This is a genomic window from Dolichospermum circinale AWQC310F (genome assembly GCF_000426925.1).
Taxonomy (GTDB): Bacteria; Cyanobacteriota; Cyanobacteriia; order Cyanobacteriales; family Nostocaceae; genus Dolichospermum; species Dolichospermum circinale.
The window spans coordinates 24,744-50,773 of record NZ_KE384665.1; the positions used below are offsets into that span (position 1 = coordinate 24,744).

At 35.4% G+C, this 26,030-nt stretch carries 21 protein-coding genes; 5 read left to right on the top strand and 16 right to left on the bottom strand.

Annotation, left to right across the window (positions count from 1 at the left end):
* Positions 1-395 (top strand): tetratricopeptide repeat protein (locus tag ACIR310F_RS23985; RefSeq protein ID WP_155963592.1); only part of this gene is annotated, 395 nt, incomplete at its 5' end.
* Between the two features lie 627 nt (positions 396-1,022).
* On the opposite strand, the gene ACIR310F_RS0102820 is transcribed toward ACIR310F_RS23985, so the two are convergent.
* The 4 genes from ACIR310F_RS0102820 to ACIR310F_RS0102830 are packed head-to-tail and all read right to left on the bottom strand — an operon-like array spanning position 1,023 to position 4,861.
* On the bottom strand, positions 1,023-2,285 hold the full coding sequence (locus ACIR310F_RS0102820) for an ABC transporter ATP-binding protein (protein ID WP_028082509.1): 1,263 nt from the start codon (positions 2,283-2,285) through the stop codon (positions 1,023-1,025).
* 21 nt (positions 2,286-2,306) lie between these two features.
* Positions 2,307-2,531, bottom strand: coding sequence for a hypothetical protein (locus ACIR310F_RS25160; RefSeq protein WP_155963588.1), 225 nt, complete (start codon positions 2,529-2,531; stop codon positions 2,307-2,309).
* A gap of 5 nt (positions 2,532-2,536) precedes the next feature.
* Positions 2,537-3,673 carry a glycosyltransferase family 4 protein gene (locus ACIR310F_RS0102825; protein ID WP_028082510.1) on the bottom strand — a complete coding sequence of 379 codons (1,137 nt, stop codon included), beginning with the start codon at positions 3,671-3,673 and terminating at the stop codon, positions 2,537-2,539.
* An 18-nt stretch (positions 3,674-3,691) separates the two neighbouring features.
* Positions 3,692-4,861 (bottom strand): glycosyltransferase family 4 protein, encoded by a 1,170-nt coding sequence (locus tag ACIR310F_RS0102830; RefSeq protein ID WP_028082511.1) that lies wholly within the window; start codon positions 4,859-4,861, stop codon positions 3,692-3,694.
* A gap of 347 nt (positions 4,862-5,208) precedes the next feature.
* On the opposite strand from ACIR310F_RS0102830, the gene ACIR310F_RS0102835 reads away from it, so the two are divergent.
* From ACIR310F_RS0102835 to ACIR310F_RS0102850, 4 genes are all read left to right on the top strand, one after another.
* Entirely contained in the window at positions 5,209-7,455 is a 2,247-nt protein-coding gene (locus ACIR310F_RS0102835) for an NHL repeat-containing protein (protein ID WP_028082512.1), read from the top strand.
* A 184-nt stretch (positions 7,456-7,639) separates the two neighbouring features.
* Positions 7,640-7,795 carry a hypothetical protein gene (locus tag ACIR310F_RS26030; protein WP_196803152.1) on the top strand — a complete coding sequence of 52 codons (156 nt, stop codon included), beginning with the start codon at positions 7,640-7,642 and terminating at the stop codon, positions 7,793-7,795.
* A gap of 107 nt (positions 7,796-7,902) precedes the next feature.
* The gene (locus tag ACIR310F_RS0102845) at positions 7,903-8,685 is read left to right on the top strand and encodes a PIG-L deacetylase family protein (protein ID WP_028082513.1); all 783 of its coding nucleotides are present in this window, start codon (positions 7,903-7,905) and stop codon (positions 8,683-8,685) included.
* A 201-nt stretch (positions 8,686-8,886) separates the two neighbouring features.
* The gene (locus ACIR310F_RS0102850) at positions 8,887-9,996 is read left to right on the top strand and encodes a glycosyltransferase family 4 protein (RefSeq protein ID WP_028082514.1); all 1,110 of its coding nucleotides are present in this window, start codon (positions 8,887-8,889) and stop codon (positions 9,994-9,996) included.
* 208 nt (positions 9,997-10,204) lie between these two features.
* On the opposite strand, the gene ACIR310F_RS0102855 is transcribed toward ACIR310F_RS0102850, so the two are convergent.
* The 12 genes from ACIR310F_RS0102855 to ACIR310F_RS26570 form a co-directional block, all read right to left on the bottom strand.
* Positions 10,205-11,353, bottom strand: coding sequence for a glycosyltransferase family 4 protein (locus tag ACIR310F_RS0102855; protein ID WP_028082515.1), 1,149 nt, complete (start codon positions 11,351-11,353; stop codon positions 10,205-10,207).
* A gap of 104 nt (positions 11,354-11,457) precedes the next feature.
* Positions 11,458-12,906 carry a hypothetical protein gene (locus tag ACIR310F_RS0102860; protein ID WP_028082516.1) on the bottom strand — a complete coding sequence of 483 codons (1,449 nt, stop codon included), beginning with the start codon at positions 12,904-12,906 and terminating at the stop codon, positions 11,458-11,460.
* 50 nt (positions 12,907-12,956) lie between these two features.
* A complete protein-coding gene (locus tag ACIR310F_RS21375; protein WP_051289458.1) occupies positions 12,957-13,916 on the bottom strand; it encodes a glycosyltransferase family 2 protein in 960 nt (319 codons plus the stop codon).
* Positions 13,834-15,036 (bottom strand): glycosyltransferase family 4 protein, encoded by a 1,203-nt coding sequence (locus tag ACIR310F_RS0102870; RefSeq protein ID WP_028082517.1) that lies wholly within the window; start codon positions 15,034-15,036, stop codon positions 13,834-13,836. Before ACIR310F_RS0102870 ends, ACIR310F_RS21375 begins: the two co-directional genes overlap by 83 nt.
* Before the next feature lie 12 nt (positions 15,037-15,048).
* Positions 15,049-16,035 carry a glycosyltransferase family 2 protein gene (locus ACIR310F_RS0102875; protein WP_028082518.1) on the bottom strand — a complete coding sequence of 329 codons (987 nt, stop codon included), beginning with the start codon at positions 16,033-16,035 and terminating at the stop codon, positions 15,049-15,051.
* 43 nt (positions 16,036-16,078) lie between these two features.
* Positions 16,079-17,215: a glycosyltransferase family 4 protein gene (locus ACIR310F_RS0102880; RefSeq protein ID WP_028082519.1), complete on the bottom strand. Its 1,137-nt coding sequence runs from the start codon at positions 17,213-17,215 to the stop codon at positions 16,079-16,081.
* A gap of 62 nt (positions 17,216-17,277) precedes the next feature.
* Positions 17,278-18,147: a hypothetical protein gene (locus ACIR310F_RS0102885; protein WP_028082520.1), complete on the bottom strand. Its 870-nt coding sequence runs from the start codon at positions 18,145-18,147 to the stop codon at positions 17,278-17,280.
* 118 nt (positions 18,148-18,265) lie between these two features.
* Complete coding sequence (locus ACIR310F_RS0102890; protein ID WP_231387365.1) at positions 18,266-19,735, bottom strand: glycosyltransferase; 1,470 nt, start codon at positions 19,733-19,735, stop codon at positions 18,266-18,268.
* A gap of 75 nt (positions 19,736-19,810) precedes the next feature.
* Entirely contained in the window at positions 19,811-21,655 is a 1,845-nt protein-coding gene (gene hepA / locus ACIR310F_RS0102895) for a heterocyst formation ABC transporter subunit HepA (RefSeq protein WP_028082522.1), read from the bottom strand.
* A 112-nt stretch (positions 21,656-21,767) separates the two neighbouring features.
* A complete protein-coding gene (gene hepC, locus ACIR310F_RS0102900) occupies positions 21,768-22,496 on the bottom strand; it encodes a heterocyst development glycosyltransferase HepC (protein ID WP_028082523.1) in 729 nt (242 codons plus the stop codon).
* A 661-nt stretch (positions 22,497-23,157) separates the two neighbouring features.
* Positions 23,158-25,386: a GumC family protein gene (locus ACIR310F_RS0102905; protein ID WP_028082524.1), complete on the bottom strand. Its 2,229-nt coding sequence runs from the start codon at positions 25,384-25,386 to the stop codon at positions 23,158-23,160.
* A gap of 54 nt (positions 25,387-25,440) precedes the next feature.
* On the bottom strand, positions 25,441-26,030 hold a 590-nt coding region (locus ACIR310F_RS26570), incomplete at its 5' end, for a glycosyltransferase (protein ID WP_231387366.1).

The following is a 26,030-nucleotide window of genomic DNA, read 5'->3' on the forward strand; positions in this document are numbered from 1 at the left end:
TTCTTTACAAGAACCAAGGAAAATACAGTAAAGCAGAATCTCTCTACCTTGAAGCTTTAGAAATGAGAAGGCGGCTATTTACAGGCGACCATCCTGCTGTTGCTACTAGCTTAAACAATTTAGCAGTTCTTTACAAAAACCAAGGAAAATACAGTGAAGCAGAATTTCTCTACCTTGAAGCTTTAGCTATGTTTGAACGAGTGCTAGGAACTAATCACCCTAATACAATAACCGTTTGGGACAATTTACGACTTTTACAACAGCAACTCATACCTCCTCCTTTTTACATACGTTTGTTGAATAATCTAATAGCCGTGTTAACTTTACTATTGCATCGTTTATGGCTACTAATCAAACGTATTATTATCTTTTCCTGGCGTTTGTTTCGACGTTAACAATATTTTATCCAACAATAAGAATGTATTGCTATCAAATTCTAATGTATTGCCATACAAAAGCAATTTAATATCAACCAAAAACAAAATATAGCATTACATAAAATTTGTAGGTTGGGTTGAAGCATGAAACCCAACATAAGCGTCAGGTTGCGCGGTCCCTTAACCCAACAAAACAAAAAATGAACAAAGATTTGTAGGTTGGATTGAAGCATGAAACCCAACATAAGCGTCAGGTTGCGCGGTCCCTTAACCCAACAAAGCAGGAAATGTACAAGGTATTGGATCTTAATCATCTTATTATTCTCTCTAAGTCTTGAGAATGATCAAAATTCAGCCCTTAATTCACCAACAACCGAAAACTTCTCAAAAAGAGTATTGACAGATAATTAAATATATGTTATCATGAAGTGGATAAGGAAGAACTATCTTCATTTTCTTATAATTTTCTCCGCGTCTCTGCGCCTCTGCGTGATCAAAATTCAGCCTTTAATTCACCAACAAACATTAAAACATTAGTAATGTATCGCCATACAATAGTATGGCATTGCTAAACAAAAGTAATGTATTGATATTCTGAAATTATTGAAAAGCTCCGAGATTGAATAGATTAAAAAACTGTTGGACTTACTTATGTGCAAGTCCTGAAAATATTGCTAACTGTGTTTCTGTATCAAAAAAATGTAGCTTATCAGGTACAAAGGATAGCCAAAGTTGTTCATCTACATTGATAACTCTATCCGGCGGAACTCTTACTTGTAAAGACTGTCCATCTGGATAGTGTCCATCAGGGTCAGCAATTTTCACAGATAAAAAAGTATCATTTCCCAGATTTTCTACTAAATCCACCTTTACTGGTAAATTTTTCGTAGCAGGTACACTCAAAGTTAAATGTTCTGGACGAATACCCAATATTAAAGTTTTACCATCATAGGGTTGTAAAGCACTTCCCCAAGTATCTGGGAGAGTAAAACGGAAATTAGCATGACTGATTACTAAAGGTGCGTGAAATTCCACTGGGATAAAATTCATGGGTGGAGAACCAATAAATTCAGCCACAAAGCGATTCGCAGGACGGTTATAAAGTTCTAAAGGAGGTGCGACTTGCTGGATCTTACCTTCTGACATAATCGCAATGCGATCGCCCATTGTCATTGCTTCAGTTTGATCATGAGTGACATAAATTGTCGTTGTTCCCAATTGATGTTGTAACTTGACAATTTGACTACGAGTTTCCGCGCGAAGTTTAGCGTCCAAATTAGATAATGGTTCATCCATTAAGAATACTTGAGGATTGCGAGCGATCGCTCTACCTAATGCTACCCGTTGTCTTTGTCCTCCAGACAATTGTTTAGGTAAACGATTTAACAGAGATTCAATTTGTAATAAAACTGCAACTTTTTCCACTTGTTCCGCGACAATTCTTTCCTTTGGGGAAATATAGCGTAATTTTTTCGGTAACTTTTTCGTCAAACCTACCAATAGATTTTCACTCCATTGAGTAAATTTTGTTTTCCCTGCTTCCTGATCACCAAACTGACGACGTAAACCAAAAGCGATGTTATTATATACAGTCATGTGAGGGTAGAGAGCGTAACTTTGAAACACCATAGCGATGTCTCTAGCTTTCGGGGGTAAATCATTAATTAGGCGATCGCCCACAGAAATGTTACCACCAGTCATCACCTCCAAGCCAGCGATTAACCTCAACAAAGTGCTTTTACCGCAACCAGACGGACCCACCAACACCATAAATTCACCATCAGCAATGGTTAAATTAATGCGTCGTAAAACACTGACATCATCAGAACCGTCTGTGTGTCCCTTTGCAGATTTTTCACTGCGGGAGGGAAAGCTTTTATAAACGTTTTCTAATACAACTTTAGCCACGACAATTCACTTGACCACTTATTAATTTATAGAAGCGGAAAAATTCCACCCATAGCCATAGTATACATTTTTTCTCAAAATCCAGATTCCCGACTTCTCCAAGCAGTCGGGGATTTGAGTTCTGCTAAATAAGTGAACGGAAAAAACCGACATAAATAACGAACAGTAAAGTTGCTGGAAACCTCTTTTCTGTTCCCTGTTCCCCGTTCCCTGTTCCCTGACTATAACGACAATTTTTAACGCCAACCTACTTAAATTGATTTTAATAATTCTTGAATTTGCTGATTAATAATATTAACATCAAAAAGTTGACTAGCAGTAATTTTAGCATGATTAGCAATCATCGCCGTTTTTGCAGAATCTTGAAGACAATTATTAATTACTCGCGCTAATTCTTCAGGTTTTCCAGGTGTGACTAAAAAACCATTAATACCATTTTCTACTAATTCTATTACACCTCCAGCTTCAGCAGCAACGACAGGTTTACCGCACAGCATAGCTTCAATAATAACCCTTCCAAAAGGCTCAGGTGCGGTAGAAGTATGAGTAATTAAATCACACATAGTCATTAATTGGGGAATATCCGAGCGAAATCCCAAAAATTTGACTCGATTTTCCAACCCCAATGCAGTTACTTGGTGGTGAAGATTCTGCACATATTCCTGTTCACCAAATAAAGCATCACCAACTAAAATTACTATCACATTTTCTGGACATAGGGAAAGAGCATCAATTAAAATATGTTGTCCCTTCCAAGGAGAAAGACGGCTAAAATGTCCAATCACAAATTTATCTTCTAATTGGAGATTTTTCCTGAGATTGATAACTTCTAACTCATCAACATCATAATTTTTTATCTCAAAACCATTATAAACAACGTGAACTAAATTTGATTTTCCTCCAGCTTTTAAAAAAGCCATTTTACTAGCTTGAGAATTAGCAATTACCAAAGCCGCACAAACATTAATTAAATTAACAGCAACCCGGAGATTAGTTTGGCTAAAATGTTCTAAAGAAAGAATATCATGTAAATGATAAACCAGAGGACGACGAGCTAATAAACTAGATATTGCTCCGACAATTAAAGCCTTTTGGGTATTAGCATAGATTAAATCATAGTTCTTTGCCCGTTGACAGACCTGATAAATTAAAGGTATGATTTGTCCTAAACTGCTTAATGCTGGCAATAAACCACTTTCTTTATTAACATTAATTGGTTGAGTTGTTAAAACCTCCACAGGAATTTGATGGTTTTCGAGTAACTTTCTAAAATCACCATCTGCAAATAAACCAACCAGAGCATTTTTACCATAAGGTTTAGCAATATCTGCTAAACACAATTCAGCACCACCGGGTTTACCACTTTGATCTAAAAATAGAATTTTCATACAACTTTCATAATCAATTTAAGCCAAGAGAACTTGACGAACTTCTTGAGCGATATTCGTCCAATTATAATGTTTAATTGTGTAATTACGGCATTCCTCCCTAGAAGGTAGAGGAAGTTTAGCTAACATAATTTGTGTTAACTTATCAGCGATACTTTCCACCGTGATTGATTCAGTAATTAAATCGGGAGAAAAGCTTTGTAAAATTTCTGGCATTCCGCCCACTGGTGTACATAAAACCGGAGTACCACAAGCTAAAGATTCAATAATAGCTAATCCAAACCCCTCAAAAGATTGACTAGGCATTATAGTTAAATCAGCAGATTGATAAGCTAGAGGTAAATGTTCATCAGGTAAAAAACCCAAGAATTTGACATGATTTTCTAAACCTAATTCTTGAGTTTTTTGTTGAAGTAAAGCCTGGATATGACCACGACCAGCTATTGCTAACCAAATGTCAGGGACTTGTATTTTACACATAGCAATTGCTGCTAATAATTTATCAATCCCCATTCTATGAACTAAGCGACGGGAAGTAAATAATATTGGTCTGTTGCTTGGCCAACCTAGTTTTATTCTTGCTTCTTGACGTGATAAATTATTTTGAAAATGGTCAATATCAACTCCACCAGGAATGATGTGAATTTTCTGCCAGGGAATTTGATATTTTTGATGTAATATCTGACCAAAAGCTTTACTAAGAACAATAAAGCGATCGCACCGATTATAAGTGCTTTGTTCTATTAATTTTTGTTTTAGCCAAATACTAAATTTTTTATTAATTACTTCTTCTTGACTTTCGGAAGCCCAAGGACCATGAAAGTTAAAGGTAACAGGTATTCCCTTGGGTAAGATGTCTAAAATCGGAAAACTGTATAATGCAAAATGGAGATTAATTGCGTCAGGTTTACCTAATCTTGTTTTTTTAAAGTTATGACGAATTGAGAATAGTCTAGAACTAATTTTACTATCTGGATTAGCTAAATTAGTTAACTTAATTTGTGTATTTTTTGCATCTGCTGGTAAACCAACTCCACACAATTCTATTTCATCTTTCTGTGCTGCTAATTTATGAGTTAATTCATAAATATATCGTTCCAATCCTCCGGGTGTTTTAGGAAACCAACCCGTACCCAAGGTCAAAATCGCCGCAGATTGTGTATGGGATTTTGTATCTTTACGTTCCATTACCAAGATCATTTTTTCAGTATTATCTTCTGATACAAAGCTGGAAATTAAAATCAGCTTAAATCTGAAAAATATTTTATTTCTATAAGCAAAATATATCAAAAAAATATATTTAGAGTATTCCAGGACTTACCCAAGAGAGTAAGAGTATTCCTGTATTGAGTATAATGTAGTTATTTTTAAAGTATATTTTATTGATTTGATGAAGTTTCGATAAAATAATATACAGATTCATATTTATTTGTTAGTTTATGAGTAAGAAATGTAAATTAGAAGTTTTTCAAGCAGATTACTCTCGCCTTTGAGAAATTTTTAATGGTTGATTAACTGATAATCAAAAAATTGCTATGAACAATAAATTATTTCAGTCTAGTAAAATTCGCCACAAAATTAACCAATATATTAATACTTTATTTCGGAGTAGATATTGGCAAAAAAAAATAATATTTAACATTTTTCTTAGTGTAACCTGTGGACTAATAGTGACATTCATAGGAATGAAAATGGATTTAGGAAATACGGCCAATACTAAAATTCAGCTAAAAAATAAAGCATCTAAAAGTTCTGAAATTACTTATACAACTTCCTGGTTAGGAAATACCATTGGTCATGGTAAATTGCGAGTACAAAATAATATTGAGGGAATGTATGTCAAAGATGATGGAACTATTTATACCAATAGCTATTGGGATGAAGCTGGTAGCGAAGCAGGAATTTATAAAGATGGTAAACCAATTTTAAATCTCGAAGATACACATGGTTGGAATCGTTTAGGGGGTAAAGCAATAACAGTAAATAACAAATATATTTATATTGCTATGTCTCAAGGGGGAATGGATCAAACCAAAGAAGATTATCCTCCCAAAGATCAAATCTGGTACTGTGTCAGACGTTATGATTTCAAAGGAAAACCTGCACCTTTTGCAAAAGGAAATGGCTGGGATAAAAGTATGTTAATTACCAGCAAAAGCAATCAAGTAACTGGACTAGCAACGGTAGATAATAAACTATTTGTTAGCAATGCTGGTGAGAATACGGTTCTGGTTTATAATACTGAAACCATGGAAGAATTAAATAGATTTACTGTAACTAATCCAGGAGATATCGCAGTTGATAAAAAGGGCAGTTTATGGATTATTGAAAATCAAAACAGTGGGACATCTGGAAAAATTGTTAATTATTCGCAAACAGGCAAGAAATTACCCCAAGAAATTATAGATATTGATAAACCATCAGCATTAGCTCTTGATAATCGAGGTAGATTGTTAATAGCAGAAAATGGCATTAATCAACAATTACTGATTTATAATATCAATAATCAACCAGTTCGTGTAGATAGTTTTGGCGATAAAAAAGGTATTTTTAGCGGTGTAACGGGAGAGGTAAAAATGTCAAAATTATACGGAATTACCGGAGTTGGTACAGATAGTAAAGGCAATTTTTATATAAATAATAATGGTTTTAATAAATCAGGAACAGATTTAAGAAAATTCTCTCCATCAGGACAAATACAATGGCAATTACTAGGATTAATATTTGTAGATAATGCAGATACTGATCCACAAACAGATGGTGTTAATCTATTTACTAAACAAGAACAATATGTCATGGATTATAGTAAGCCATCTGGTCAACAATGGACTTATAAAGCTTACACCGTTAATCCTTTTAAATATTCTCAAGATCCCCGTTTACATACATCACCAGATGGTACTTTTGTGCGTCGTATTCAAGGAAAACCTTTTTTATTCCTGACAGATATGTTCGGCGCTTTTTTACAAATTTATCGTTTTCAACCCAATACAGATGGGAAAATTGCTATTCCTGCGGGAATGTTTGTTGGTACTAATAATGGAGGTAAATCTATTACTGGAAATTGGCCACCCTATCAACCAGAAAAAGGAGAGTGGATTTGGCGTGATATTAATGGCAATGGTGCATTTGAAAAAAATGAGTATGATAGTAGCGAAGACTATCCTTATATGGGAGGTTGGTGGGTAGATAGTAAAGGTGATGTTTGGAAAACTTTGCGAACTCAAGATGGTATTCGTCGTTATCCTTTACAGGGAATAGATAATAAAGGAAACCCAATTTATAGCTATAGTTCGATGCAAAAAATTAAGACTCCTACCATCTTTAATGATTTGCGAAGAATTGAGTATTTTCCCGAAACAGATACTATGTATTTATCAGGTTTTACTATTGAACATCCTGCATTTGGTGACGACACTGGAGTAGTAGGATCGGAAATTGTGCGCTTTGATAATTGGAGTCAGGGAAATCCCACCCCAAAATGGCGAACTGTAGTTCCTTATGATACTACTGGTCAGCGAAAAGTCTCGACCGCAGCTATGAGTATAGCTGGTGATTATGTCTTTGCAGTAACGGTCAAAACCGCAGAAGTATATGTTTATAAAGCTGCAACTGGGGAACTTGTACAAAAGATGAGTCCAGGTCCAGAAGTTGGTAATAAAAGTGGCTGGGTTGATATTCCCTACGGTATCCGCGCTTTTCGTCGTGCTAATGGTCAATATCTTGTGTTTGTGGAGGAAAATTGGCAAGGAAAGGTGCTTGTTTACCAATTGAACTTATGATATATAGCGTTTATTTTCTTGAATAAGTGACAATATCCCCGACTTCTTAGAGAAGTCGGGAATCTGAATTTATGTTAGTGTTTTAACTTTTGATAAATTGATTATATCATGTCCGGTTGAACACTTATCATATCTGTTGAGGCTGGTAATGGGTAATTGGTAATTGGGAAAAGGCAATACAATCATGAACTATATCGTAAGTGATTGGGCGGAAATGATATTATTCATGAAAATAAAATCCATGGCAAATATTGTGCAAAAACTTATTGGTATCTTTTTATTAACTTTATATTTTCATGATAATTTAACCCAAAAAATAAATAAGTCTCCTAGAAGTTAATTATCATAATAATAGTTATTATTACAAACTTATTGCTGATAATAATCAATGGTTATCATAAGTATTTGTGAACAAATTGAATGTTGTTTTGAATTAAACTGAGAATTATGAACAGAAATAAAGTATTAACCTCTTTAGAAAAAATTATCCCTAATAAACTGCTAAATCAGATGCAATATATTCATTGCAGTTTAGTTTCATGGTGGATTTTAAATTGGGGAAGTCAGCCTTTAAAATTTTCCGAAAAATCAGCAATGGTTTTTGCTCCTCATCAAGATGATGAAACCTTTGGTTGTGGAGGTATGATTGCACGGAAAAAGGAACAGGGAATACCAGTAGCTATAGCTTTTTTAACTGATGGTAGAGGTTCTCACGGTGTAAATCTAGATATTCAAAATCTTATCCATATTCGTCAACAAGAATCTTTGACAGCGTTAAGTATTTTGGGAGTAAATAGTTCAGAAATTCATTTTTTTAACTACCAAGATGGCAGTTTATCAACGCTCAATTTAGAGTTAAAACAACAGATAATTACTCAAATTTCTGAATTACTAAAGGTTTACCAACCAGGAGAAGTTTATCTACCTCATCGTAAAGATTGTCATCGAGATCATGAAGCTACTTATAGCTTAGTAAAAGAGGCAATTAACCAAGCTGGAATGACAACAGAAATCTTCCAATATCCTATTTGGATATTTTGGCGATCGCCATTATTTATTCTGTTAAAATTACAAGATATTGCTGCCGCTTATCGCTTTTCAATTACATCAGTAAAAGAGAAAAAACAAAGGGCTATTGCTGCTTATCCTTCCCAAATTTGGATGTTACCCTATGGATTTATCAAGAGATTTTTAAATTCGGAAGAAATATTTTTTAAATCTGAATCCTAGTATTTACAGCGTTTTCCGCTCTGATGAGGTACAAAGTTGAATCATGAAACCCTTGTGGTGCGGGCATCTTGCCCGCTAAATATGTACCTTATAACACCAGTAAGTGCTGTATCTTAGGATTTAATATCTGATGCACTCTACTAACAGTTACTTCTGTGCATATTAAATTAACCGTAAATAATTACATTGGAGAAGAGTTAAATGCGGATTTTACATATTACTAATCATCTGCAAAAAATCGGCAATGGTATTGTTAATGTAGCCGTAGACTTAGCTTGTTTACAAGCAGAAAGTGGTTTGGATGTTGCTGTAGCTTCTGCTGGTGGAGAATATGAAACATTATTAGCAGATTATGGTGTTAAACATTTTCACTTAAATCAGTCTCGGAAACCATTAAATCTGATTCAAGCTACTTGGAATTATCGCCGAATAATTAATGATTTTCAACCAGATATTGTTCATGTTCACATGATGACAGGAGTTATCTTAGCGGGAATTTTTAGAAAAAATCGAGAATATCATTTAGTCTCTACCGTCCATAATGAATTTCAACATAGTGCTGTACTCATGGGATTAGCAGATCAGGTAATTGCAGTTAGTAATGCAGTAGCTAATTCAATGATTCGACGCGGTATTCCATCTGAAAAATTGCGAGTGGTTAGCAACGGTACTTTAGGAAGTCCTCGACATAAAAAACTTCAAGATTATCAACCAGTAGCAATGCAATATCCATCTATAACTACTGTCGCTGGGATGTATACCCGTAAAGGTATTTCTGAATTAATTGAGGCATTTAAAATCATTGCCACAGATTTTCCCGAAGCACATTTATATTTAGTAGGAGATGGACCTGATCGTCCTGTGTTTGAGGCTATGGTGAAAAATACAACTTTAAATAATCGCATTCATTTTGAAGGATTCCAACCAGAACCACAACGTTATATGTTAGCCACAGATATTTTTGTTTTGGCTTCCCATTGTGAATCTTTTGGTTTAGTTTTGACGGAGGCACGGGAAGCTGGTTGTGCAATTATAGCTAGTAATGTAGATGGGATTCCTGAAACTTTAGATCATGGTCAGGCTGGGATTTTAATCCCACCTAAAGATATTGACACCTTAACTAATACTTTGACACAATTACTGAGCGATCGCCAACTCTTAAATAAGTGGAAATTCCGCGCTCAACAAAATCTACAAAGATTTCATGCAGCGCGAGTCAATGAAGAAACACTAGCTGTATATCAGGAATTAATGAGAAAATCCAATGTGATTGAAGTTATGGAAATCAGAGAATTAGTAACTGGTAAATAAATAGTAAAAGCGAAGGAAAATCAGGGAAAATAATTATATCTTTCATATCTTTCAGGAGTTTTTACAAAAATATCAAAAAATAAAATAGCGTGGAAAACCATAGTCTTTCGGAATGAGGGTTTTGAGCTAATCTTCTAATCAAGACTCAGATCCCCGACTTCTTGAAGAGGTCGAGGATCTTATTGTTCACAAAGGAAATATTTCTCCCTTACAGGGGGAGTCTTTTTGTAGTTTCTGTGACAATATTAGGCATTATAGAGCCTATAGTTTTAATAAAGTTTTGGGCATAACGCTGTGTAGAGAATTGAATAGCGCGTTGTCTTGCTGCTATTCCCGCAGATTGGGCAAATTCCTGGTCGTCAAGATAGCGAAGAATGGCTTCTGTTAGGGCTTCTGCATCGTCGTAAGCTGTTAACAGTCCATTTACCCCGTCAGTGATAATTTCCGTTGGACCACCAGCGTTACCAGCGATGACGGGTTTACCTAATGCCATTGCCTCAATAATCACAATTCCAAAGGGTTCTTGATCAGAAGCATGGACAAATACATCCATTGCTTGCACCCATTCTGGCACATTGCGCTGTAACCCAGCCATAATTACTCTATCACCTAATTTTAGATCAGTGATTTGTTGATTTAAAAATTCCTGATAATCCGGTTCCAGATCATGTTTACCACCAACTACGACACAATGGGCATCAGGATATTTCGCTAATACTTTGGGCATTGCTGCTACTAGTACGTGCATTCCTTTCCAGCGTTGCAAGCGTCCGACAATGCCGATTAAAGGGACATTTAAGGGCAAACCCAGTTTTTTTCTGGCTTCTGCGGGAGAAGGCAAAATAGCCGGATCAAATCGCTCTAGGGCTACTCCAGGATAGACTAGGGGAGTTGGTCTGTGAGGCCAAATCCGTGCTTGTGCTTTTTGACCATCTTTTGAGAGTGTAACAATTGCTTGGGCTGGTATGAAAGTTGCTAACCGTACTAACCAAGTTCGAGTATCAGGAACTTCTAATTGATACCAAATAGCTGGTAAACCGGCTAACATTGCTGCTAAACCACCGGAAATATGGGTAATCCACATCCAGTTGACTATCGCATCTACACTTTCTTGACGAGCGATCGCCGCTATCCGCAAAATAGTAGCAATAAATCGGTGAATTTGACGCAAACGGCCACTAATCACAACTCGCGTATCAATACCCAGGTTTCTTACCTGCTCTACCATTGGTCCGTCTTCTAAAAATATTGCCAACCACTCTACATTGGTATTACGTCCTTGCTGCATTAAATCCAAAAACATCATTTCACCACCGCCTCGTTGTTCGGCCAATGGCATGATAATCATAACTTTCATAATTTACACCTGAGAGGATGTTTGAAAAGTTTTTGGCAAAAATTCTGGACTGATTTTTTAACCACAGATAAGCGCAAATCCAGTTAAATAATCTTGTCTTTTATTTAAGTTTTGAGTCCCATGTCTGGATAATTTTGACGATTTTGATAATACTTGTGTGCTGCCATACAGATGGCAAAAAATCCCCACAAAATCATCCCGGAAACACTCAACATTCCACTACCAATAATTAGTTGTGAACAAGAACTAATAGCAATGGCGCGAGCAGCACTGACAAAACTATCAAACCGCGCTTCCGTATATTGGCTAACAGTAATAATCATTAAGATTAATCCGCCCATATAAGGAATAGCTCCCAACCAACCCAAGGTAAAAAACATATCTAAAATGCCACTATCAATGACAACTACTTCTATTTGTCCGGTTTTTTCGTTAACTTTCCAGATATTTCCTAAACCATTACCAAAACTATTAGTTAACGCTAAACCCAGATTTCTCTCATAACTTCCTGATCTATCTTTTAAACTGCCATCTTGTTGCAAATTCACAAAAGTTTCTAATCGAGAATTTACAACTTTAGCAATTGGTTCTATAGTTAGCAAGGGGAGAACACACATCGCCATTACTAAAATGATTGTGATTAATCGGATTTGAATTTTAGCTTTTACTGAACCCATAATCATAATGATCCCCAGTAACCAACCGCCCCAATTAGTCCTAGCTTGTGATAAAAAAAACGATAAATAGCCCACGGCTGAAGCGGGAAAAATTAACGGACCTGAACTGGTGAATAATAATAACAAACCTGCTTGCATAACAGCACCAAATGGACCAACTGAATGCAGTGTACTCCAGACACGCATCCCAAAAGGGACAGGATTTCCAGAACTAGTAAAAAGTTTTGATTCTATTAGCCAAAAGCGATCCCACTCCGGTGCTACGACAAATTGATATATACCGTAAGTTCCTATCAGCAAAACACACCAGAGAAATACACGCTGAATATTTTGTTTATAACTGGGATAATCTCGCCAGTTGATAAATAAGTGAAAAGCGAAAAAAATGGGACTCATCCAGTCTAGAAAACCCCGGATTACTGGAATTGGTTGATTGTAAACTAGACCGATTAAAAAAGCATAGAACACTCCAATAAAACCCAAAATAAAAGGTAAACCTCCTTTACGAACTGCGCTAGGAAGATATTTTAAAAACGTGGCTATGGTGACAAATACTACTAAATAAGGTGCTATGAGCATTTGACGGGTAGGGTCCCAGCCAACACGATAGTCAACTAAACGAGTCAGCAAAGGTGAAAGAAACCAGATCCACCAAGTGAAGCCAATGTAAAGTAGGGAATGGCGCAAATACAAAAATACAGCCACTAAGAAAGCTGTTACCGGAAAAATTAGACGCAATAGGCCAGCACTAATAAAATAACTAGCTGTGATTAAAAATAGGAAGCCAAGAATGACTATCCAAGCCTGTGCTGTTCGTTCTTGAGGATAGAAGTTTTGTCGTAAAAAACTATTAAAAAGTATCGGTTTGGAAATCACTTTGATCTCGATTTTGTATGAATAAAAATTTGGATGTTGTCAGGTTTTAATTAATAGCCAAAATGGTGTTTATCAAGGTTAAATTTTGCCAATTCAATTCGATACTGTTGATATCCTAACCATCTTCCTTTTAAGGATGCTTGCAATTTTTTGGTAGCAAGTTGTCCTTGCTTAGGAAAAAGTCGCAGCCATTGACATATTCCTAAACTTTCCCTTGTACCTACTAAAACTGACCAAAATAAAAAGACAAAGCGACGTATTGGAGAAAGATGTTCTAATAAAATTAGGGTTTCATTATGGACTAGGTTAATTAATGCAATGTCGTTGAAGTTGTGGCGTTGATCTTCATCAAAACGTTGGGCTGGATAGTGATCTACAGTAATACTGGGATCATAAATCATTTTCCAACCTGCTCGTTTTAGGGTGAGAGTAAAGGACATTTCAAAATGCACTTGTGCGCCAGTCCCTTTCATTCTTTCGTCAAAGCGTAATTCTCCAATAGCTTGGGTGCGGAAGCTCATATTCACACCTTTAAGAATATCAACTTCACGGGGTGCGCCAATTCCTAAATGATGGTTGCCTATAACGCGCCCAAACCATTGCAATTTACCAACAACTGGTTGGGACTTGTCTTCTAGTTTTCCCCCTTGATAAATCCAATCACGGCCACCAACTCCGCCAATCTGAGGATCAGCCAAGAAATGGGTATTAATTTTAACTAACCAGTCAGGATGGGGGGCTGCGTCATCGTCGGTAATAGAAAGGATGTCACCGTTGACTTTGACTAGTCCAGCGTTGAGGGCGGCCACTACCCCCGGTTGGCTGACGGTAACGGTTTCTAGGGGTAGATGGTGGTGCAGTTGGTTAAGAAACTGCTGAGTTTCTGTGTCTGTATCCCTGATGACGACGATCGCCTGATCAACTGGTTTAGTTTGCTGTTCTAGGGCTTTCAGACAGCGGTACAGGTCTTGAGGACGGCGATAGGTGGGGATGAGAACTGTGTTTCTCATGGTTGGTTAATTCCGCAAATATATTGAGATAGTTTTGTGCCATATTTGTCCAACTATGTTTTTCCGCTAGGACGCGGGCGGCTTGTGCCATTTGTTGACGTAGTGAGCGATCGCTGGCTAATATAGATAAACTAGCTGCTAAACTATCAATGTGATCTGTTTCTGGCAAGACAATTCCTGCTTCTGCTGTGACTAATTCTGCACCCCCTGTAGCGGTGGCTGTAATCACAGGTAAGCCAGAAGCCAATGCTTCTAATAGTACAAGGGTGCAAGCTTCATAACGGGAAGGAAATACAAAAAAATCTGCCGCTTGCATAATTTGGGCAATATCTCGACGATATCCCAAAAAATGTACTCGTTCACTGATACCTAAATTATTTGCCAATTCTAAAAACGGACTTCCTTTCGTATTACCAACTACAGCTAAATGTAAATCAGCAACTTTTTTTAAAGCTTTTAATACTGTATCTAAATTTTTTCTCGGTGTGCGAATATCTCCCGCAAATAATGCCAAATTAACATTTTCAGGTAAACCCAATAAGCTACGAGAAGTAACACCAGGAGTAAATTCTTGTAAGTCTACACCATTGACAATTACCCGAATTTTTTGGCGAGGTACACCAATGCTGACCAATTCTTCCGCTACTTTTTCCGAAACAGCAATAATACTTTTAGCCTGAGAGAAAGCTTGTTTTTCCCAATAGGAATTAGCTGCGGTAAATAACCATTGATATAAACCGTAAAAATCTTTACGACTGCGAGAAATATGCACAGGCGATCGCCACCATGAACTATGAACAAAATGCACAGCATTTACATCTGCTGCACTCATAGTAATTGCACCATTGACTTTAATTAAATCAAAATTACCTCGATTTTTATCCAACCAAACTGCACTTTTTTTCGCAAAAATGAAATTGCGGATAAATTCGCTAGGATAACCTTCCACTGGGATATAAATCCAATTAACCGCACGATTTTCTAATAATTCAGGGGCAACTTCACTGGCTAATAATGTTAATTGATAACCCCGACGAATTGCTTCTTGAGCTACTTCATAATTAACTCGTCCTTGACCATCACCTTTTTTGATTTTGTGGGTAACAATACAAAGTTTCACTTATTACCTCTCTTAAACATTCAAGATTTTATTTGTTAAATTGGGGGGAATAAAACTGATAATCAGGGCAGCTAAAGTTCGCAAATTAAATTTTTGTTCACTTAAAGTCTGCCAAAAATAACGGCGAGCATCTAGGATTTTTTGATCTCGTAATAAGCCAATTCCTAGAGTTGTATTAGCTGCTAACCATTTTTTTCTAAAGTGGGAATTAAATTCCTTTAAACGTTCATCCTCCATAAAGACTTGATAACAGAAGATTTCACTTTTACCTTTACGAATTTTTGCTTGAACGTTACGTTTTCCACTGAGCATAGTATCAGTTTGTTCATGGGCGCGATATCGTGTTAATCTTTCTGGTTGATAGTAGACTCCATGGCCAGATATACAACAAAGATATGTTAAATATAGATCCCACATTCCTCCAACTTCTGGTGGAATCATCTCCCAATTAATTAAACTATTACGAATTACAGCAGCCGCAGCGGTAGATATACTTTTATCAATTAGGCCAATTTTGTAGAAATTTTGATGAATTCCTGGGGTGATTTTATCTCGCTTAAATCCCCGTGAATTTTCCTCAGTTCCAGAATAATTAATTTGTCCTTGAGCGTCAATAATATATTGGTCGCAAAAAGCGAGAATTAAATCAGGATTCGCTTCTAAATGTGGCACAAGTTTGACTAAAAAATCTTCATTCCACATATCATCATCATGGAGACTGGCAATATATTTACCTTGTGCCATTTTAAAACCATGAAGCTGATTAGCTAACATCCCAAGATTTTCTGGATGTCGGTGAAATTTGATGCGTGAATCGTTAAATGATTCTATTAAAGATGCAGGATTTTCTGAACTACAATTATCACAAACTATAATTTCAATATTTTGATAAATTTGTTGAACTGCACTATTAATTGCTTGTTTCAAGTATTCTGGGCGATTATAGGTAGGGATAATAACGCTAACTAGAGGTTGTGTGAGTTGAGAATTAATAAACATGATTGCAATTCCTTGATTTTTTTTAATTGATATTCCCAACTTCTTAAAGAAGTCGGGGATGTTTAAATTCAGCAATAGTTTGTGAGTAGATTTTTTCTAATCTTTGAATGTGAATATCCAGAGAAAATTCTTGCTGAAACCACTCTTGACCTTCTTCACCCATTAATCGGCTTTTGTGATAGTTTGTTGCTAATTCGTTGATGGCATCTGCGAGATTTTGAATATGATTAGGTGTAATTAAAATACCTGTTTTACTATTTTGTACATATTCGGGAATGCCACCAATTGAACTGGCAATTATGGGACGATAATGGGCATAGGCTTCTAGAGTTACTAGACCAGCGGGTTCAGGCCAAAGACTGGGAAAAACTACAGCTAAACACTGTTGATAAAGTGTTTCTAATTTGTCTTTATTACACCAACCATGCCAGGTAATACGTCTATTCAAACCTATTTTTTTAGCTAATTGTTCCATCTTAGATTTAATCCAACCTTCACCAGCAATATCAAGATGAATATTAGGGTTAGTCTTTGCTAAAGCTTTGAGTAACCATTCAATTCCTTTATCGGGAACAATGCGACCAACAAACAAAATTCGCTGATTTTGATGAATTTCTTTAGTTAAAGATGTCGTGGGATATTTAGGTTGTTTTACACCACAGTGAAGTGTAATTACCCGATGAGGTGATAAACCATTATTAATAATTTGCTCCCGCACATAATTACTATTAGCAATTATAGGAATATTGATTTTTTTAGCATTCCTAAGAAAATCGTAACTACTCCGCCAATTTTGCCATATTTTTTCCGGTCTGCGACTACCACAACCATCTACCAAATGTCCCCAAGTACAGCCAAGGGGGTGCATATTGCGATCGCATTTCTGTTGACGATTTGCTAAATATTTTGTGCCACTAGGACAGTAGCTACAATGATTATGAAGTGTAAATATCGCCGGGCATTCTCCCCGCAATTCTGCTAAAAATTCTGGATCATGAAGGTGGAGTAATTTACATTGTCCTTGGTCTAAATTTTGGAAAGAATTAATATGGTGATTACTCACTCCTAAGATTTCCGAATTTACCAAAGAAGCTATATAAGTTTCTATTCCTCCTCCACCTCTAATATCAGTAGCAGAACATTGATATATTTTCTGTTGAGAAACTATTGCATGATTCATATTCAACTTCTTGAACTTATTGGTTATTAGCTATAACAGTTAGCCGGAATTTAATTTTATAGTCAAATTGAGCCAGAAATACCTAAATTCAACCAAAACTTATGTCTGACATCATTAACATAGTGTCTCAAAGCAATTTTCCTTTTATCGAAATTTTCTAAATACTGAAATTGGTCATCAACACTTAAAATAAACTTGGTTTTATCCAGAGGCTTTGCCTGATTATTGTGCATAGCTAAATGCACTACAGTTTGGTCTGTAAAATACACAGGTTGATCTGCTAATTGAGCAAACCGTTCTAGGGGTTCTTCCCAGTTTATTTGCTGTTTTACTATGAAAAAGCCCGCATTTACTGGGTTTAATTTCTCGTAATTATATAATATAATGCGGTCATCTAATGAGGGTAAACAATCTGGCAAATACCAAGGAGAATTATCATTTGACTCACATAAATTTACAATTTCTTTAGCACCTGGAAAAAAGAGAATATCAGCATCAGTGTAAATTGTAGGTTTATCAATAGAAATTGAAGTTAATACAGCCAATCTTCTCCAAAGTGCCATAATCACATGATGAGGATAATTTACTACATAATTTGAAATAGGTTTAGGTATATCACCTATTACTAAATCTTGCCAGTGAACCACATCAACACAAGAATTTATTTGCCGCAAAATATTACTAGAATTTGCAGAATAGCTACCATCAGAAATGACAATAAATTTGTTAGGAATACCAACATAACGAATAAATGACCTAATATTTGCTACTTGAATAGCGAAATCCCGTTCACAAGAAAAAGCATAGACATCTATATTGGCTTTTTTCTCTGGAGTCAGTGGAAAATCGACAATATTATTAATGGCTTTAGTGTATAAAAAACGATGAATTTTTGCTTGAACTTTTGCAGAATGATAGCCTATATTTACCATTGTTTTTATCCAAAAAATAAACAGAATACTTGATTAAAAGATGAAATTTAAGAGTGCAATTAAAATTTTTATATTATTTCATTACACCTTGAATTTGTCTAATGCTTATGTACGATACTTAGCCTAATTTACCATGAAAATAATTAGTAAAAGTTGCGGTTGAGCAAATACTGTCAAAAATTTTTAAGTAGTCTTGCACCAGAATTTGATAACTTAATTCATTTTTTAAATGACTCCGATCAAATCGTAAAGGATCACCCGAAAAATTAGCTTTTACTATGTGAGAAATTACTTCTTTCATAGCTTCTATATCCGTAGGTTCTACTAACCAAACACCAGGTTTATCTTGTAAGTAATTCCAGTTTTCTCCATGAGGTACTGCTGCTAAAATAGGTTTATCTGTCATCAAATATTCATAGGTTTTACAGGAAATTCTTCCTCCTTGTGAACCATCTGGACGATTTGGTAAAGTTATTAACAATAAATCTGCTTGTCTAGCTAATTGAATAGCTTGAAAGTGAGGTAATGCTCCAGATACAGTTACTATATCTGTTAGATTTTGATTTTCTAAAACTCGATTAACCACAAATTCTGGAAAACTATTACCATAAATTGAGAGTTTGATTTTGCTTTGCCATTCCGGGTTTTCTGCATTTACCTTTCTGATAGCTTCACCCACAAAAACTGGACTAGAACTACGATAATCAATTTTTGCTCGTTCATAATATCCCCAGTTCAACCAAGCATGATAAAGTTTTTTCAGCAAGGTTTGTTCTTGAGGTAAATGATAGAAATCATACCAGCCATTCATCCCACCTGTATAAATAATCTCAAAAGATGAATTATCATTTTTCGAGTTAATAGGAGTAGCAAAATCTAAAGGGTCTGCACCACAACGAATTAAATGAAACTTTGATTTTTGCGTTTCAGGCTGACGATTTTTGACTACATCTAAATTGAACTTAGAAACATAAACTACCGCATTTGCTTGTCGAACATAAAGGTTTTCTAGCCAAATTTCGAGATGATAATGTAACCAACTGACAGACTTAGGGTGCATATCAGTACAACTGAGTGAATCATCTAAACTAACTATTAAAGGCAAGCCTGTGAGGAATTTTAGCGCAACTCCCACTAAACCCGCAGAATAGGGCATCATAATCACAAAAATAGCATCTGGTTGTTGCTGTTTAATTAATTGATAGCCTTTTAATACTGCTGGTAAAAACCAAAATATTTCTGGATCTGGCCAAATTAATAAGCTTAATATTTTCTCAAATCTTAGTTTTTGTAGCCATCTAATTAAACCTTCAGGATAGGAACTTTTTACATAATGAATATGACATTTTTCTGGTAAACAGCTATCCTTTGTAGCCGTTAATACATCTATTTGCCAATTTTTCTGAAACTCTGCTAATAGTTTATTAGCCCTATAGGCAATAGGATTTTTTAAAGGTGGTAAATTATGGGCTATACAAAAAAGTTTTGGCTGATTTGGTGATTTTTCTGCCAAGTTATTTTGATAATTAGCAGATTTGTTTACTTTAGACAAAGTTAAGGATAGGAATCCTAAAAAAGAATTATTCATTTCTCTTATTCTATACATTTGTTGACTAATTACTATTCTGTTATTTGAGTAATTAAACCCGGATTTATAATCATATTAACCATCATTTCTATGGTTAACTTCATACTGCATTTGGTGATATTGCCAAAGTTTACCTTTTTGTTGTAAAAGTTCTTGATATTTACCCTGTTCTACTATTCGTCCCTGTTCTAAAACTACAACTTTATCGGCTTTAGCAATAGTAGAAAGACGGTGAGCAATAGCAATTACTGTGCGGCCAGCAGATAGCTTTTCTAGTGACTCTTGAATTAAACGTTCAGAAACAGAATCTAAGGCACTTGTAGCTTCATCTAAAATCAAAATTTCTGGATTTCTCAGCAATGCCCGGGCAATAGCAATTCTTTGTCTTTGTCCTCCTGATAACCGAACACCTCTATCTCCTAATTGTGTATTAAACCCCTCCGGCATTTCTAAAATAAATTCTAGAGCATTTGCCAATCGAGCGGCTTCTTTAATTTCCGTTTCTGTTACTTTTGGTGTACCATAAGCAATATTTTTCCAAACAGAAGTATTGAAAATAAAGGTATCCTGACTAACAACTGCTATCTGACGACGAAGAGAGTTGATTTCAAATTTGCGAATATCAACTTCATCTACATAAATATAGCCATCACTAGCATCATGAAAACGCGGAATTAAATCTGCAAGTGTAGTTTTTCCAGCGCCAGATGAACCAATTAATGCCGTCATTTCACCTTGTTTAATTGAAAGAGTAATATTATGTAAAACTCGTTGATTAAGACCATAATCGAAATCTACAGATACTAAATCAATTGACCTTTTTAAACCTGGAAATTTGATTGTGCCATTTTGAAAGTAGATTTTATCATCAGTTTTTAAGAGATTCTTAATATTTTCTACTGCTCCGGCTTGGGTAGTTAAAAAAGCTACAACTCCATTCAAATCTTGAGTCATAGGGATAATGCGAAATAGTACAAAGAAAAAGGTCAACAAAGCCGAAACCTTCATTAAACCTGTGACTAGTGCCACAATTATCATACTGATCAGAATCAGAGTAGATACACTTTCAGCAACAGGTTTAACTACTAAAGCAATCACATCAATACTTTTTACGGTATTAACTATTTTTTCACTTGCTTCATAATACCGTTTGCGCTCAAATTCTTGAGTAGAAAAAGCATGAATTGTACGGATACCTTGAATAAACTCAAGGGTTCTAGAAGTAAAATTATCATTAGCTTTAGTAATGCCAAAACTACGTTCTCTAATTTGTTTATTGAGGGTAGATAATCCCACTGCAACCAAACTAAATAGCAAAATTGCCACTATGGACATTTTCCATGAAAGCATAAACAAAGAAACAGAATAGACAACAATGGCAAGGCTTCTAGTTATGAAAAAAGCTATACCGCCAACAAGCTGTCTAATCCGCTCCATTTCATTAGTCAATATATTAACTAATTCTCCCGATTTTTTATGATTAAAATAATTGAGAGTTTGAGCCTCCAATTGTTCAAAAATTCGTTTACGAAGACTGTCTACTAAACTTATTTCACTAAAATTAATACAAACCTGCGCGAAATAATTGAAGGATGCCCGCATCCAGGTTGTAATTATGATTAACGCTGATATTCGATATAATCGTTCTGTTGTTGAAGCATTAATTCCTAAAATTAAAATATCAAACCACTCAATTCCTGTTTTCACAGGTTCACTTCCAGAAGTGGTTAAGCTTTGCAAGAATACCAACAAAAATCCCAAACCAAACCCTTCAAAACTTGCTGCTAAAATTGAAAATACTAAGGCTAAAATTGCCACAAGTCGAAAGTGTTTAAATTCTCGTAATATTAACCGATTATTTTGCCAAAAACTTGTGGACTGTAAGAGTTTTACCCTTGACAGTATAAATGCTGTCTGCATAGTTTTACTTATTTTTAATTAGGTACATAATTCATGACAAAAAACATCAAAACAGGAAATATTCATCTAATATAAAATCAGATAGTTTACCTGATTTGTAGACCTTTAATTTTTAGCCTTTATCTGCCATATATTGATAAATTTTAGGAGTTGCTCTAACTCTTTTCTGTTTTTCTGAACTTAATTTTACTGCATCTTCTAAAGATAAAAAATGATTGTTGATTAAGCAATACTTTCCCTGTAATACATTCAATAAATTAGAGAAAATATCCAGGATATATTTAGATAAGTTCGAGAGAAAATTTGTGGTATCATCTTTGAACTTTGAGTGAAATTTGATCGCCTGAAAAAGTTGACCATTTGCGCCAACATACCATTCATAATCAAGCAGAATCCTGGCGGAATATATTTTCATAACTATCAATCCTCCAATCAGAAATGGCATCATAAATAAGAGTAAAAATAACGCCAAATTCCAATCAATTATTCTTGAAAAAAATCCGATAAATTCATTACTTTTTTTCGGCAATTTCTGATAACTAGGAATACTCATAAATATGGGCTTATTAGCTTTTTGACAAGCATCTGCCCAAAGTCTTAATAAAGAATTACCGATTTTTGGATCTATGCTCACCAAGGTAACTGGAGAATGTTTTAAGCACTCTATTAAAGATTGTTGATTCTCTAATGAAGCTAAATAGGGATGTGGTAATTTTCCAGAACTTTTGACTAATAACTGTCCTCTGCGCCATTTTAATGTGCAAGATAGGGAGCTAATATTTTCCGAATGCTGAGGTATAATAGAGTTATTATTTAGATTAGAAATAACTGAGGTTGGCATAATATTGTCAGTGATAAAATAGTAAAAAATTGAGTGTATCTTCAGTCACAGAAAATTAGGCTTAGTATTTTTCTATCGTTTTATTGACCATAAAAACAGACATTAAGGATGTGAAGTGAATTTAACTTTTATTACTAGATAAGTTCTCCTAATAATATCTGTATATGTCAATATCAATAGCAAAAATTAACTAAGATAGCTATGAATTAACGCCACTTCGTATTTCCTTTAGGTTTGAGGACTTTAATATGTCTTTTGATCTCTACAATATAAGACCTTGGATTAATAGATCATGGATAAACAACTTCTTTATTCACTCTTTAAATAGATATTACTTTTATTGGCAAAATATTAAGCTACGATAAATGAATTAATTATGACTAAATAAAGTTAACCAAAATTTGGTTTTCATAAAACATATTATTATTAATTACAGCAAAGTTGAGTGAGGTATACTTTTAGCGAGCAAGATGCCCGCACCACAGGATTTTTATCATTAATTGTACCGCATCATATAAAAATCATCACAGACCCGACTTCTTTAAGAAGTCGGGAATATTGTTGTTGAGAAATTATTCAATGCCAAAACCCCCATGACTACCTATTGCAGTCCGGGGGTTTTTGTAAAATTCAAAAGTGAACGGTGATCAAATATTTTACCTTATTCTTCCATTGCTGGTTGCAAAACGAATTGTTTTGGCTTCACATAAGGAACATAGGTGCTATCAGATGAAGATACACCATTAGCTACAACTCCAATTAAATTTAACTTACTCAACATCGCTGTAGCTTGATTAAGTTGGGTGCGTGTCACTTTACCAATACTTGCCATGATGATCACACTTCGACAAGATGATGCTGTGAGCATAGCATCCACTAAACCAAGAACGGAAGGGGCATCTATGAGTACCAAATCATAATGTTCTTCAAATGTGGCCATCAATTGCTTCATGCGCGGAGAACTCAAAAGATGGGCAGGATCAGTCGGTATTGGTCCAGCGGTTAAAATGTCAATGTAAGATGAGCCAGAGTAAGGAACACTGATGTGATTAGGTAGGTTAACTTCACTTTCTAATAAAGTTGAAAGTCCCTGTTCATTGGGAAGATTTAGTTGTTTGTGAAGATTAGGATCGCGGAGGTTAGCATCAATGAGTAAGACCTTTTTATGCAGACGAGCCGCACTCATAGCTAGACCTAATGCCAAAGCTGACTTACCATCATCTGGTAATGCTGATGTCACCATTAAGGATCTCAAATCAGAGACATTATTGAGTAGTTCAATATTTTTGTAAATGAGATCAAGTGATTCCCAGCGGGGAGGAGATTGTAGTACCTGAATTGTCCAAGGAGCAAGAACTTCTGGTTTGCCAAATGGCAATTTGATCATTGATTCTCTGGGTTTAGCAGGTGGCAATTTAGCAGTTGTTCCTAATAAGGGCAGAGAAACCTGTTTTTCTAATTCAGCAGTAGTATGGACAGAATCATCAGATGCTTCACGAATAAAGGCAGCAATACCTCCTAACATTAAACCAATTACTGCTCCTAATAATAGGTTTTGTCTGATGTTAGGACCAGTTTGAAATCCTTCTTGGGGTTCTTCTACTACTTCCCAATTAAATCCACCTTTAGAAAGTTCTTGACGTAATTTTTGTTCAGATCTTAATAATTGCTCCAATCTTTCTCTGCTAAATTGTAATTGGGGAAGTATGCGATTGTAATAAGCTAATAAAGAAGGAAAACGCTTCAGATCCGTTTGTAATTCTTTTTCTTTTGCTGCTAAAGTTTGGTCGCGGGCTGTTAATGCAACTATGGTAGTTTGGGTTTCTACTAATTGACCTGTGAGATTAAGATCGATTTCTCCAAGTTGTCCTTGTTGTAAAAGATTGTCTCCAGAACTAAGGACTGGATTAGAAGTTTGTCCTAAAGTTCTGCTTACTTCTTTTTGCAAAAGTTGTTTTTGACTTTGCAGTTGTTCTTGTAACTTTTGAACACTGGGAGTATCATCAGTGAAGCGTAAGCGTTCCTGTGCTAAAGCTAGTTCTGTTTTTTGGATTTCATTGAGTAAACCTTGGTAGCGGGTAGACTGACTTAAACGAGAAGAAACTAGAGCATTTTGTGGAGAACGGTTTAGTTGTGCTTGCAAAGATTTTTGTTTTGCTAAAGCTTCTTCATACTGAGAACGAGTTGTTTGTCGTTCCTGTTGCACAGTATTTAAAGTGGTCTCTATGGTTTTGGCCTGAGTTTCTGGATCAATTAAATTCTGATTTCTGCGAAATCGTTGTAGATTTGCTTCGGAAACAGTTACTTCATCGGTAGCTTTTCTTAATTGATCTTTAATGACTTGTAGACCCTTTTGTAAGCGTGAATTTTGCTGTTGTTTGTTATATTCTAAATAAACTTGCTGAATAGTATTCAGAACTTTTTTAGTTTTCTCTGGATCGTTATCGCTATAATCAACTTGAAATATTTTAGTGGCAATATTATCATCTTTGGTCTTGATTTGATTTAAGACCAAAGAGTTTTTTAAATCCATTACTGTTAAGTCTGGATATTCAGATTTGAGTTTATTAACTGCTTTTTGAATCAGTCCAGAACTCTGCATTAAGTTCAGTTGAGTAGCGGTATCTATCTCGATGTTAGTTTCGGTAAACTGACTTTCGCTGTTATCAGTTTCTTTCTTCCCTTGATAGTTAGGTTCTACTAACAATTGCATGGTGCTTTTGAAACTGGGTTCTGTTTTTAAGGCCATGATACCAGCGATGGCTGTAGAACTCAAAAATACTAATAATATCCAGGGAAATCGTCGCCACAGTACAGCAAAGATTTGTCCGTAACCTGGATCGGTTTCTGAGACTGAATTTATATTTGGATTTAGACTACTTTGAACCACTTTTATTATCCTTATCTACGATACACGACCCAAACACCTAAACAATCAAATGAATTAACAATAGACACCACTGGCTTGATCAATAATTCGCTCAACTTTACCAAAAAATGACTGTTCTGAAAACTTACTAACAGCATGATTACGAATGTTTTCATAATCCCAAGATATTCCACCAGCTTCTATTAATGCTGCTTGTAAAGAGCATGGCGTTTGTCTTTGGAAAAATACACCTGTTTTCCCTGGTATTTGAGTATCTAATACTCCACCTGCTCCATAGGCAATTACTGGTGTACCACTAGCATTTGCCTCGACTGGAACTAATCCATAATCTTCTAAAGCTGCAACAATAATTGATTTGGCTTTAGAAAATAAGTTTTTACGTTCTTTATCACTAACATGACCAAGAAATTGAATGTTGGATAATGCCTGAGCTTTTAATTTTTCTTGTTCTGGTCCATCACCTGATATTAATAAATTCCAGCCTAGCCAATTAAAAGCTTCGACTATTATATCAAGACGTTTATAACTTATCATCCGCGCCGATGCTAGGTAATATTCCTCTTTAGTATCGGAAAAAACAAAGTTATTGGTATTAATTGGATAATTAACAACAGTGGCTTGTTTGTGATAAATCTTTTCAATTC